15 protein-coding genes are annotated in these 12881 nt (G+C 42.5%); 3 read left to right on the top strand and 12 right to left on the bottom strand.

Annotation, left to right across the window (positions count from 1 at the left end; all coding sequences use genetic code 11):
- Positions 1-41: 41 nt before the first annotated feature.
- Together NIT79A3_RS01955 and NIT79A3_RS01950 are read right to left on the bottom strand one after the other, a co-directional pair.
- The gene (locus tag NIT79A3_RS01955; protein ID WP_041360066.1) at positions 42-338 is read right to left on the bottom strand and encodes a hypothetical protein; all 297 of its coding nucleotides are present in this window, start codon (positions 336-338) and stop codon (positions 42-44) included.
- Positions 339-548: 210 nt separating this feature from the next.
- Positions 549-1127, bottom strand: coding sequence for a plasmid pRiA4b ORF-3 family protein (locus NIT79A3_RS01950; RefSeq protein ID WP_013964585.1), 579 nt, complete (start codon positions 1125-1127; stop codon positions 549-551).
- A 338-nt stretch (positions 1128-1465) separates the two neighbouring features.
- On the opposite strand from NIT79A3_RS01950, the gene NIT79A3_RS01945 reads away from it, so the two are divergent.
- Positions 1466-2191: an RNA methyltransferase gene (locus tag NIT79A3_RS01945; protein WP_013964584.1), complete on the top strand. Its 726-nt coding sequence runs from the start codon at positions 1466-1468 to the stop codon at positions 2189-2191.
- Positions 2192-2314: 123 nt separating this feature from the next.
- Here the strand turns inward: NIT79A3_RS01945 and argB are convergent, their stop codons facing one another.
- Complete coding sequence (gene argB, locus NIT79A3_RS01940) at positions 2315-3202, bottom strand: acetylglutamate kinase (protein WP_013964583.1); 888 nt, start codon at positions 3200-3202, stop codon at positions 2315-2317.
- A 67-nt stretch (positions 3203-3269) separates the two neighbouring features.
- Positions 3270-3776: a chemotaxis protein CheW gene (locus NIT79A3_RS01935; RefSeq protein ID WP_013964582.1), complete on the bottom strand. Its 507-nt coding sequence runs from the start codon at positions 3774-3776 to the stop codon at positions 3270-3272.
- Between the two features lie 113 nt (positions 3777-3889).
- On the opposite strand from NIT79A3_RS01935, the gene NIT79A3_RS01930 reads away from it, so the two are divergent.
- Positions 3890-4468: a BON domain-containing protein gene (locus tag NIT79A3_RS01930; protein WP_013964581.1), complete on the top strand. Its 579-nt coding sequence runs from the start codon at positions 3890-3892 to the stop codon at positions 4466-4468.
- Positions 4469-4472: 4 nt separating this feature from the next.
- The gene (locus tag NIT79A3_RS01925; protein WP_013964580.1) at positions 4473-5846 is read left to right on the top strand and encodes an FAD-linked oxidase C-terminal domain-containing protein; all 1374 of its coding nucleotides are present in this window, start codon (positions 4473-4475) and stop codon (positions 5844-5846) included.
- A gap of 89 nt (positions 5847-5935) precedes the next feature.
- Here NIT79A3_RS01925 and cyoE read toward each other — a convergent pair whose 3' ends face one another.
- From cyoE to coxB, 8 genes are all read right to left on the bottom strand, one after another.
- Complete coding sequence (gene cyoE, locus NIT79A3_RS01920) at positions 5936-6829, bottom strand: heme o synthase (protein WP_013964579.1); 894 nt, start codon at positions 6827-6829, stop codon at positions 5936-5938.
- Between the two features lie 84 nt (positions 6830-6913).
- Positions 6914-7495 (bottom strand): membrane protein, encoded by a 582-nt coding sequence (locus NIT79A3_RS01915; RefSeq protein ID WP_013964578.1) that lies wholly within the window; start codon positions 7493-7495, stop codon positions 6914-6916.
- A complete protein-coding gene (locus NIT79A3_RS01910; RefSeq protein WP_348225689.1) occupies positions 7467-8213 on the bottom strand; it encodes an SURF1 family protein in 747 nt (248 codons plus the stop codon). The genes NIT79A3_RS01915 and NIT79A3_RS01910 overlap by 29 nt, the downstream gene beginning before the upstream one ends.
- Before the next feature lie 195 nt (positions 8214-8408).
- Positions 8409-9266, bottom strand: coding sequence for a cytochrome c oxidase subunit 3 (locus tag NIT79A3_RS01905; protein ID WP_013964576.1), 858 nt, complete (start codon positions 9264-9266; stop codon positions 8409-8411).
- Between the two features lie 34 nt (positions 9267-9300).
- Entirely contained in the window at positions 9301-9510 is a 210-nt protein-coding gene (locus NIT79A3_RS01900; protein WP_049785399.1) for a DUF2970 domain-containing protein, read from the bottom strand.
- A gap of 28 nt (positions 9511-9538) precedes the next feature.
- Positions 9539-10033 carry a cytochrome c oxidase assembly protein gene (locus NIT79A3_RS01895; RefSeq protein ID WP_348225688.1) on the bottom strand — a complete coding sequence of 165 codons (495 nt, stop codon included), beginning with the start codon at positions 10031-10033 and terminating at the stop codon, positions 9539-9541.
- Positions 10034-10186: 153 nt separating this feature from the next.
- The gene (ctaD, locus tag NIT79A3_RS01890; protein WP_013964572.1) at positions 10187-11773 is read right to left on the bottom strand and encodes a cytochrome c oxidase subunit I; all 1587 of its coding nucleotides are present in this window, start codon (positions 11771-11773) and stop codon (positions 10187-10189) included.
- Positions 11774-11785: 12 nt separating this feature from the next.
- Positions 11786-12607, bottom strand: coding sequence for a cytochrome c oxidase subunit II (coxB, locus tag NIT79A3_RS01885; protein WP_013964571.1), 822 nt, complete (start codon positions 12605-12607; stop codon positions 11786-11788).
- Positions 12608-12881 lie beyond the last annotated feature (274 nt).

The raw sequence follows: 12881 nt of genomic DNA, 5'->3' as shown, positions 1-12881 counted from the left end.
GAAATCGATTACAGAAAAATATGTCATTTAGTAATGGTCGTTCAACGAGTTATCATGCGACAATTCTCGAATCTCCGGACACTACTGCTAATTGATATATCATTTGGGTCCAGCATTTTTGATTTATCAACAAGCCCCTGAATCTGTAGTAGCAATGCGCTTTTTCCAGAACCGGTACGACCAACAATAATACTTTCAGGCTTATCCACTTCTACCAATAAATCAAGATCGCCATTATTAACAAAACATGCAGAGAGAAGCTCTTTATCAGTTTCTGCCTCAAGATCACCAATACGTAATCCTCGTTTAATAATTATTGGATTTATTAAATTATTCATGATCATTTCCCTTCTTTTAATGCAGATAACAATTTTATCCGCTTGTTCTCCTCGCTTATAATCCGGAGAAAATCAGATAAAGCATCCCGTAGCCAGCTGCTTGCTAAAATTAGCTACTCTCTTGAATCAACTGATTTTCGACCAACTGTCGCTCCACGAAGGCTGGAATTGAATTCCATAGAGATCAATACATCCCGCCAATCCATCACACTATTCCTGCAACAGATGATTCACCTCAGCCAGATCAAAATATTCCGGGTCAAAGTCACCGTCGATATCCTCTGCTATCCATTCCAGCATGCTTTCGTGTTCCGGATGTTCAGGATCCGAAATCGCATCCAGGAACATCGCATACCCTCCTATTCCGCCAATATCCTCAGGCGGACAAGCCCCGTTGCCTTTGAGACACACCGGCAAAGCAACGCCTGTTTCAAACGGCAGGATTTTTTCCAGAATGACTTCATGCTCCCAGCCATCACCAAAATCATAAGTATAGTTCAGCTTATCCTTTTCCTTCTTTAATGCCTGATCAAGCCGGTATTTGGCTTCATCCAGAATATCCGAAGGAAAATCCGCATCCGGCACGCCATAACGATCGCTTCCCTTAGAGAACTCGTGCATATGGGAATCGGTCCATCCCATCACGATTTGCAAAATATCATGCACATCTTCCAGGCTGACTGTGCTCGCTACTAAAAACCTGCGCCATATTGGTGGACGAAAACCTTTTAGGGTAATTTTAAGTTGATAGATTGACCGTAAAGATTTTGCTGCCGCGCGTGTTCCCATTTCCATTACTCCCGAACAAAATTAATGATTGTGCCGACATCATAAAAAACACCGCACTTGCAGCGCTGCATGCTTGCCCACAGCACTGCTTAAGAAACCACTCATTCGGATTGTTACTTAGCCACTGCGAAACAACAAGTTTTTTATTATTGGTTCAATGTTTCAGAAAAACGCACATTGTTGCGGCTGTTGCCGCACACTGCTTTCAGTTCATACCTCTGTTAGAATCCGGTATCCGGAGTTGCACCTGAGTGAATCCTGGTCATAGCAATCTCCGTTTCTCGTATTGATTGATAAATTCAACAATCATTTCTTTTCTGACAACAACCCTATTTCCTATGAATGCTCCTTGCCCGCTTGATAATGTTCGCATCGTTCTCAGCCATACCAGCCACCCCGGCAATATCGGTGCGGCTGCGCGGGCGATGAAAACGATGGGATTGAGCGTGCTGTATCTGATCAATCCCCGGCTTTTCCCGGATCGGGAGGCGGATGCCCGTGCTGTAAGCGCGCGCGATATTCTGGATAAAATTAAGGTTTGCACCGAATTGGATGAGGCTTTGGAAAATACCGTGATGGTTGCAGCAATGACGGCGCGGCCACGCGACCTTTCGCATGATGTGTTCGATGCTCGCCAGGGTGCACGGGAATTATTGCGTTATGCGCGGCAACAGCCGGTCGCATTGCTGTTTGGCGCAGAAACCTCCGGCCTGACCACCGCGGAAGTGAATAAGTGTCAGATCATTATTCATATTCCTGCCAACCCGGAATTCAGTTCACTGAACTTAGCGAGCGCTGTGCAAGTGATGGCTTACGAACTGCGCATGGCGCTGATAGAAAACGAAGAACCTGCATCCCCGATTGGATCACCAGTTAGTTTTAATGATCTGGAGTTATTTTATGCGCATCTTGAGCAGGCGATGATCGCCTGCGATTTTCTTGATCCGCAAAAACCCAAACTGTTGATGCAGCGCATCCGCCGTTTGTTTGCACGGGCGCGACTGGAAAAAGAGGAAGTGCAGATTCTACGCGGTATTCTGACGGCTTTGGGGAAGCGCTGGTAGCATTCCAAAGCTCTCTTGCACCTATAGAAATCCTGAATAACTGACATTGGTCATTCCGAGCGCAATGAGGAATCTTTGAGGATGTCTCGCGGTGCTTGAAATGACAGTCAGTCAAAGATTTTTCTAGTTTTCCTTAATCAAAGTCCCCACACCTTGATCGGTCAATATTTCCAGCAGCAGTGCATGCTCTACCCGTCCATCAATGATATGACAGGATTTGACACCCTTCTTGACGGCATCCAGAGCGGAACCGATTTTGGGTAGCATACCGCCAGAAATGGTGCCATCGGCAAATAATTCATCCACTTTCTGCGCGGTCAATCCGGTCAGTAAATTGCCCTCTTTATCCAGCACACCGGGGATGTTGGATAATAAAATCAGTTTTTCCGCCTTGAGAATTTCAGCCAGCTTCCCGGCGACCAGATCCGCATTGATATTATACGATTCACCTTCGGAACCTACACCGATGGGTGCAATGACCGGAATAAAATCCTGCGTATCGAGCAGCGCAATCAAAGACGGGTCAATCGATTCGATTTCGCCAACCTGACCGATATTGATCCATTTTCCTGCTGTCTCGCGATCTGCCATGAGCATCTTCTTAGCGCGGATAAACGCGCCATCCTTGCCCGTCAGACCGACGGCTTTGCCACCGTGGCGATTGATTAGACTCACGATGTCTTTGTTGACTGATCCGCCTAATACCATTTCAACCAAATCCATGGTTTCCGCATCGGTGACGCGCATGCCTTGGATAAATTCGCCTTGCTTACCTACACGCTTGAGCATGTCATCGATCTGCGGGCCGCCGCCATGAACCACCACCGGATTCATACCCACCAGTTTTAGCAGCACCACATCGCGCGCAAATCCATGTTTGAGATTTTCTTTCACCATGGCATTCCCGCCATATTTAATCACGATGGTTTTGCCATGAAAACGTTGAATATAAGGCAACGCTTCGGACAGAATTTTGGCTTTGTCTTTTGCTACAGCGTAGGAAGTCGACATGATTCTCTCAATCACTTATCAAATAATTTGTAATAAAAATGTACCCGCAGTTGGTTCCGACAGCATTTCATTCACGCGCGATCTGCAAAAATTTCTCATCACGAATCAATTCATGCAGGCTTAATTCTCGCCATAGCCGCCCTTCTGTATCCTTATAATTTGCGATAATACCCTTGGGCAGTTTCTTTTTGGCCGATTTAACCGGGGTAAAGTCAGATATATTTCTGATGCCTAGCATACTATTGACTATGAAACCGCCGAACATCTTATTCCCTGGGGAAGCGAGTAATATTCTTGATTTCAGGTTGAATTGCGTTGGACTTCCGCCCAAATAAACGCCCAAATCTGTAATTCCATAGAGATTCCCGCGCACATTGGCCAAACCAAGAAACCAGGGCTGCGTTAACGGAACGTGCGCTAATTTGGGTATTTGTACGACTTCACTGACTTCAGTCATTGGGATCAAATAGCGATCTTCTCCCACTGCCACACCCAGCACGGTGGAAGAAGTATCACCTTTACCCGCGCTTTGTATTTGCTCGGTTAATGTATGTTGGTATTCTTCTATGCTCATATTGCCTGTTAAGCCACTTTGTAATGCTGTGTTTTAGGCTATAGATTATTCGTGATTCGGTTATTTTACTGTATTATCGGGCATGAAATTTTGAATTCTGTGGAGTAAATTAAATGAAATATATCAATCAAACTTGGCTGACACTTTTTTTATTCCTCCCTTTGTTACTTGGTTGTGTACCGATGTTTGCAGTTGGAACAGCAGCAGGTACTGGGGCTTACATCTCCGAGGATCGCAGAACCAGCGGCATGTTCATTGAAGATGAAGGAATTGAATTAAAAGGTGCACGGCGTATTTATCAACAATTTGGTGATATGGTACACATCAATATCACCAGTTATAATCGCATGGTTTTGTTAACGGGAGAAGCACCGACAGAAACCATCAAAGCGGATATTGAGAAACTGATTATGGGTGTTGATAATGTGCGTAAAATCTTCAATGAAATCGCTGTTGCCGGAAATACTTCTCTAGCTTCCCGCAGCAATGACACATTGATTACTTCCAAGGTCAAGACACGTTTCTTAACCGAACGTAAATTTCAAATCAATCATGTCAAGATTGTAACGGAGAATGAAGTAGTGTATCTGCTCGGTGTGGTTACCCGACAAGAAGCCGATAACGCTGCACAAATTGCCAGCTCTACTTCTGGTGTGAAGAAAGTCGTAAAAGTATTCGAATATCTGAATTAAATTCATGTTACCAGCTAATTTGATAGCTGATTTGCAGGGGGCATTTCCTCCCGATCGCTTTTATACCGATCCGGTAGATTGCTATTCTTATGCTTATGATAACAGTCGCAAAATATTTCCGCCTGATGCCGTCTTATTTCCGCTAACCGGCGAGGAAGTACAACACATCGTGGCGTTATGTAATCAATATCAGGTTCCATTGACTCCTCGCGGGCGCGGCACCGGCACGGCGGGTGGTAGCTTGCCAGAATTTGGCGGCATTGCTTTATCGATGGAGCGCATGCTCAATATCATTTCTGTTGATCCTGCGAATCGAGTTATTGTGGTGGAACCTGGCGTGCTGAATCAATTTGTGCAAGATGCCGCCAAGCCATATGGTTTTTTCTGGCCACCCGACCCTTCCAGCGCCATGTTCTCTACCATAGGTGGAAATATTGCCACCAGTGCAGGTGGCCCTCATGCGGTTAAGTATGGCACGACACGTGAACATGTTTTGGGTTTAAAAGCCGTGACCGGTGCGGGAGACTTTATTACTACCGGCTGTTACACCACTAAAGGTGTAGTCGGCTATGACCTTACTCGTCTTTTGATTGGTTCAGAAGGAACTCTCGCTGTGATTACCGAGGCAACACTTAAACTGACTGCTTTACCCAGTGCCATCGCTGGCATTACAGCGCACTTTAACGATCTTTCAAGTTGCGCAGAAGCTATCGTTAATATTATGTCGCTACCTCAACTGCCAAGCGCTCTTGAATTTCTGGATTCCGGCTCGCTAAACTTGATACGTGGCCGCTATCCTGACATGCTGCCGGTGAACACTATCGCCATGCTGATGATTGAAGTCGATGGTTCCAAGAATGACATTCTTGATGCAGTATCCGGAATTCTTGCGGCATGCAGAACTGGTGGATTGATTCATGCCAACCAGGTGGACGATACCGCAGCATTGTGGAAAGCCCGTAAGGCTTTATCCCCTTTATTACGTGAAATCGCACCCAAGAAAATTAATGAAGATGTTGTAGTACCGGTTAATACCCTGCCCCAATTTCTACACGGGTTGACACAACTAAGTACGCAATATCACTTGCACAACGTAAATTTTGGTCACGCCGGGAACGGCAATATTCATGTCAATTTGTTGATAAACCCTGATGATCCGGAAGAAGTTACACGAGCAGAACGTTGTTTGGATGAAATATTTGACTTGGTTATCCAGCTTCGAGGTACATTATCAGGAGAACATGGTGTTGGTAGTGAAAAACGTGCTTTTGTAACGAAGGAGATAGACCATACAACTCTTGATTTAATGAAAAGCATCAAACATCTGTTCGATCCTAACAATATCCTTAATCCTGGAAAATTATTTCCTAAAACTTAGCCAATCTAATAACTGTATATAATTAGCGCTTGAAATATGTGGCAATCACATATTTCAAGCGCAATATTTTCAATACTTAAACTTAATTTCTAAAAAAAGAAGTAGTGATCTACTAGTAGTGCTACGAATAGCAGCGCTAAATAAAGTATCGAATAGCGGAATGCTTCTCGTGCCAATTGGTCACTATAGTTTCTGTAAATCTCTACTGCGTAGTACATAAAAATTCCATTTAACACAATTGAACTTGCCAAATAAATCAGTCCACTCATTTGAGTTATATAAGGCAGAGTAGTCACAATACACAGAATGATTGTATACAACAACACATGCAATTTTGTGAATTGATCGCCATGTGTCACAGGAAGCATAGGCATACCAATTGATGCATATTCGTTTTTTCTGTACAGCGCAAGCGCCCAAAAATGGGGAGGTGTCCAGGCAAAGATAATCAAAAATAATAGCAACGCATCCGCCGTAACGTCACCCGTAACTGCTGCCCAGCCCAACACAGGCGGCATAGCGCCTGAGGCGCCGCCAATTACGATATTCTGCGGCGTTAACGGTTTCAGAATCACGGTATAAATAATGGCATAGCCTACAAAAGTGCCCAGTGTCAGCCACATAGTCAGCGCATTAATCCAGTAATACAGAATGAAAAGACCCAAACCGCCAACAATCAACAGAAAGAACAGAGTTTCTGGAACACTCACTTTACCTTGCGGGAGGGGCCTTCCTTTCGTTCGCGCCATCACGGCATCCATCTTTTGTTCTACCAGGCAATTTAATGCGGCAGCAGCTCCTGCTACCAGCGCAATACCTATCGTACCGAATATTAGAATATCTAAAGGTACTGCCCCAGGTACTGCGAGAAACATACCGATAACCGCGGTAAAAACAATCAACGAGACAACACGCGGCTTCGTTAAGCGATAAAACTGATTAATACGCGTTGCTGTTTCATGCCAAGTCATACTAGTAGACATGTCTTTGATCTCCTTTATCCATTTTCATTGAATATTTTTATTTTTGATTCAAGCGAATCCTGTCTGCTGGAATACAACAAAATCTTAATGTTCTAATTGCGAAACATGTAGCAATCTCTTTATGTCATGACCCATTTTTGTCCCATCTACGTTTTCTGGAAAACGCATCATTAAGTTACCCATTGGATCAATCAAATAGATGTGTTTTGTTTGAATTTCTTTGGTTTCAATAAAACCAAGAATCTCGCTATCCTGTGCTTTAGCAAAGAATGTACCTTCGTATTCTTTAACTAATTCTGCATCCGGAATGACATCATCATTAATTAGCCAAAGCCGCTCAATACGATGTTTTTGTTTTCCCTGCACTAATCGTACTTGCCGCATAAAATATAGTTTTTGCTGACAAGCTTCGTCGCAATGCCCGGAATCTATTGTCACTAATACCCATTTTCCATGCAAATCCTTCATGCGAAGGATTGTATTATCAACCTGGTTCGTTGCTTTTCCTGTCACCTTAACGATCGGTATTAAATCACCATAGTGTTTACTTTCTGGTTTATAGTCTAGAAAATATAAGGCATAAGAGATCACAACCGGTGCACACATTAGTGCCAGAAGTAATAATAATTTACGCCTATTAGACTTTTGTACTTGTTCGTTTAACATTCAATACTAAGAAAATAATTATTGCTGTAGTTGCTAATAAAAACCATTGAACTGCATAACCTAAATTTTTGGCAGCACCTGAGTCTGGCCTATCCCAATCACGTATCAGCCCATCCTCTACATTATTCTTTTGTAATACCATCATGGGTTGAATTTCTTGTCCTATTACCTCCTGATAGCGCAGCAGATTAAAGTCATTCCAAACCTTGCCTGCTGTTACCATTTCGGACAACTTGAATGTTCTCAATTCTGGTGCTACTACTAACCCAGTTACTTTAACGACACCATTAATCTCATTGACATGCGGCAATACTGATCTATCATACCCTGTCGCGACCCAACCTCTGTTGATTGCAACAAGTAATGTACTATTCAAAACTCTTAAAGGAGTAATTACGTGATAGCCCGCGTGTCCCTGGTGGGTTTTATTATCTAGAAATATTGTATGTTCCGAAATAAACTCACCTTGCACTTCAACATCTCGATACTGAAAATCTTCAAGCCTGACTAAAGTATTTGGCAATGCCACTGGGGGTTGCTTTGCGTATTGTTCAAGAAGCTCATGCCGTGCTTCTTTTTCGTCTGCACGAGATAACTGCCACTTACCCAATTCGATGAAAAGCAGTACCGATACTGCGGTAATTAAAACCATCCAGAACTTTGGTTCAAAGCGGTATCCCAATACAATCATTTTCTGTCTGTATAAATTTTGATACACGATTGACTGTTATTTTCAGGAAATGTTCGTCCTATATTTTTAGTCAGATTTAGAAGAAATACCAGGCCGGTTTTTTATCTTTTGAATGCATAAATAAAAAATTCCAGACTCTTACACGTTACTAGAGATGTTTCTTCTAGTTAAATTTTAACTAACAGTGTGTAAAAGCTGGAATCCTCACTACCGCCTGTTTCTTTACATCAGGTAAACGAAAATAAACAGTCCTAACCATACTACGTCAACAAAGTGCCAGTACCAAGCCACGCCTTCAAAACCAAAGTGATGCTCAGGTGTAAAGTGCCCGGCTAAGCTACGAAAGTAGATAACAGTCAGCATAATTGCACCTACAGTTACATGGAATCCATGAAAACCTGTCAACATGAAAAAGGTTGAACCGTAAGCGCCTGTTGTTAGCTTAAGATTTAAGTCGCTGTATGCATGCATATATTCATATGCTTGGCAGCCAATGAATAAAGCACCTAAGAATATGGTTGCAAGCAACCAATTTTTAAGACCGTCACGTCTATTCTCTCTCAGTGCATGGTGTGCCAAGGTGACTGTTACCCCAGACAATAAAAGCAACAGTGTATTGAATGCTGGTAAGCCCCACGCGCCCATTGGAGTAAATTGTTCATGTATGCCAGGTCCTGCAGTCGGCCATGCACCACTATACGTAGACCAGAAGCTATTTCCTAACACGGAACTTTCTGCTTCTAGCCAGGGGATAGAGAGGTTACGCATGTAAAACAGTGCACCAAAAAATGCGCAGAAAAACATTACTTCAGTCAAAATAAACCAGCTCATTCCCCAACGGAATGAACGATCAACTTGCTGATTAAATTTTCCACTCTCACTTTCCCTTGCAACAGTTCCAAACCAACCAAATAACATATAGATCAGTATGGAAAAACCTACTGCTAATAGACCATATCCAAGTTCCATCTTGTTCATGGTCAGGGCTGCTCCTGATCCTAAAAATAACAGCGCGGTCGATCCTATTATTGGATATGCCGATGGAGCTGGGACATAATAGTGTCCGGATTCTTGACTCATTCTTATCTCCTCCTACTTATGATTTATTTAATTTCTAACTAACAACCAATTGAACTAATAACAGCACAGCAATTACAAAAAGTAATCCACCAACGATCCCACCTATGACAACATGAACTGGCTTTAATGTTGCAGCATCATTCTCAAGATCACTCTTTCTACGGATTCCCATAAATGCAGCCGCGACAGCTTTAGCTATCTGCCAAACACTCACACTGTTTTGTTTCTCAGTAATCTTATTCAATTGTACTGCCTCATTTTTAAGCCACAATTCATCTACCGGGTAATTCAAAGAAGGTATATGAAATAGTCACCGTATTTATCTCTGGTGGCAACCCTGGTTCAATTACGAATTGCACTGGCATTTGTCTAGTTTCGTATGGCTTAAGCACTTGTTTCGTAAAACAGAAACATTCAAATTTCTTCAAATGTTTATCTAGAAAACGCGGACTGTAACTGGGTATTGCTTGCCCGTTTATTTCACGATCTGAGTCATTTGTAATTTCATACATCACACTGATCGCTTCACCAGGATGAATACGAGCGCTGGTTTGCAGAGGTTTAAATTGCCAAGGCAGTCCTCTTGTATTGGCATCAAATTCAACTGTAATCCAGCGCTCTTCGTCTACCCAGTTCTCTTTAACCAGCACGTCCGGTTTTAGCAGATTATTAATTCCAGTTACTTCACAGAACTTCTCATAAAATGGCACAAGAGCATATCCAAAAACAAACATAATCAATGTGAAAACAAGTAACTTTTTCAACATTACTACATTAGCTTTCGATAAGTTAGTTACCATATTGTTTGTAAATAACCGTTAAATAAAGTGCTACCACCGTAAACAACAGAAACAACCCCGTTCTAAGCTTTTTACGCTTTAATTCTGTTTCTTGTGACATACGCTTTTCTCGACTGTCTTTTACTTAACAACCGGCGGTGTTTCAAAACTATGGTATGGAGCCGGTGATGGCAAATGCGTCCATTCCAGTGTTGTCGCACCGTCCCATGGCGACTGCGGCGCTTTTTCTCCATTACGTATACAATCAATCACGAGGTAGAGGAAAAGAAGCTGCGTCAGTCCAAATCCAAATGCGCCAAGGCTAGAAATCATATTGAAATCTGCAAATTGCAAGTTGTAATCAGGAATTCTACGCGGCATGCCAGCTAATCCCAAGAAATGCTGGACAAAGAATGTCGCGTTAAAGAAAAACATCGATAACCAGAAATGCCATTTACCAAGCGTTTCACTGTACATATGGCCGGTCCATTTTGGAATCCAATAATATACGCCAGCAAATAAAGCAAATAAAGCGCCTGACACGAGAACATAATGGAAGTGGGCAATTACATAGTATGTATCCTGTACTTGTATATCAATAGGTACAATTGCACAAATCACACCGCTAAAACCACCAATCACAAATAGAAATATGAATCCTATTGCGAATAACATTGGTGTTTCGAAAGTCATCGAACCACGCCACATTGTTGCGGTCCAGTTAAATACTTTCACTCCCGTCGGAACTGCGATCAGCATCGTTGCATACATAAAAAACAATTGTCCAACTGTTGGCATCCCTGCTGTGAACATGTGATGCGCCCAGACTATGCAAGATAAAATCGCAATGGATGCGGTTGCATAAACCATTGATGAGTAACCAAATAATGGTTTTCTTGAAAATGTTGGAATGATTTCAGAAACAATACCAAAAGCTGGCAAAATCATGATATATACTTCTGGGTGCCCAAAGAACCAGAAAATATGCTGAAATAGAACTGGATCCCCACCACCGGCCGCATTAAAGAAACTTGTGCCAAAATGACGATCTGTCAGTAGCATAGTTACGACACCAGCCAGAACCGGCATCACCAGAACCAGCAAGTAAGCAGTAATCAGCCATGTCCATACAAACATTGGCATCTTCATCATTGTCATACCTGGTGCGCGCATATTTAAAATGGTCGTGATGATATTAATTGAGCCCATAATTGAGGAAGCACCTAAAATATGAACTGAAAAAATCATTAGATCCACGCCCAGACCACCTTGTGTGGAAAGTGGCGGGTAAAATGTCCAACCACCTGCTGCTGCACCACCTGGTACAAAAAATGAGCCAACCAGCAATGTTGCTGCTACTGGCAACAACCAAAAACTCCAGTTGTTCATCCTTGCAAAAGCCATATCTGGCGCACCAATCATCATTGGTACTTGCCAGTTTGCAAAACCCACAAAAGCCGGCATGATGGCACCGAACACCATTATCAGCCCGTGTAACGTAGTAAACTGATTAAATAGTTCTGGCTGTAAAATTTGTATGCCGGGCTGATATAGCTCTGCACGAATTCCCATCGCCAAAAAACCACCCACCATAAACATAGTAAAACTAAACCAAAGATACATCGTACCAATATCTTTATGATTGGTCGTTTTAACCCAGCGCATTATCCCACTGGGATGATGATCATCATGTTCGTGACCATGTACGTCACCGTGTACTGCTGCCATAGTTATCTCCTTTTACTTATTTTCTATATGCATTGATGTCTTAACTGCAGAAGCACTTAACTGTGCAGCTACCCATTTAGAATAATCATCTGCATTCATCACTTCTACTACAATAGGCATAAACCCATGATCCTTACCACACAATTCGGCACACTGCCCACGATAAATTCCCGGCGCATCTGCGGTGAACCATGTGTCACGAATAAAACCTGGAATAGCATCTTGTTTAATGCCCAATGCTGGCACCCACCATGCATGAAGCACATCATTTGCTGTGATAATCACCCGTACTTTTTTACCCACCGGCACAACGACACGATTATCTACTTCTAGCAAATAATTTTCGCCCTTAGGTGCTTTATTTTCATACTGAGCTCTTGGTGTCGACAATTTGCTATAAAAACTAATCCCCTCTCCCTCACCTTGGAGATAGTCATAACCCCACATCCATTGATAGCCCGTGGCTTTGATGGTCATATCAGGACTTGAAGTATCTTTCATCGCAATAACTGTCTTAGTCGCAGGCAACGCCATAACCACAAGAATAATACAAGGTATTACAGTCCAGATAACCTCTACTGTAGTACTGTGATGAAAGTTTGCTGCTTTGTATCCCAGAGATTTACGGTGTTTGAGTATAGAGTAAAACATGACGCCAAACACACCAATAAAAATAACCAAACATATCCACATAATCCAAATATGCATATCATATGTTTCTCTCGCGATGATACTTTGCGGCTCTGGAAAATTATATTTAGACCCTACTGCCATACTTGAGTACAAAGCGAGAGTGAATACCCCCGCTAGGGCTGCTACTAATTTACTTCTCATATTTCCCCCCACATGATTACTAATTTTACAGATTTCAGGTACGACTACGAACGCTACAAACCTGAACGCTTATCCTGTTCAGCCAGCTAACGGAAGTCATACGCCAAAATCCTGTTTTGTTAATACCACACCATGATTGACGATAATTACATTTCCTTGGCCGAATTTCCTTATTATCCGCAACTTAGATTTTCTTAGTAATAGATTCTTCTACATGCTAATTAATCGAATGGAAATTCTAGCATGCCACCGCTGCCCTAACAAGGAAAAATCA

Source organism: Nitrosomonas sp. Is79A3 (genome assembly GCF_000219585.1).
Lineage (GTDB): Bacteria > Pseudomonadota > Gammaproteobacteria > Burkholderiales > Nitrosomonadaceae > Nitrosomonas.
Note: the sequence above shows the minus strand (reverse complement) of the source record. Positions and strands in the feature narration are given on the sequence as shown.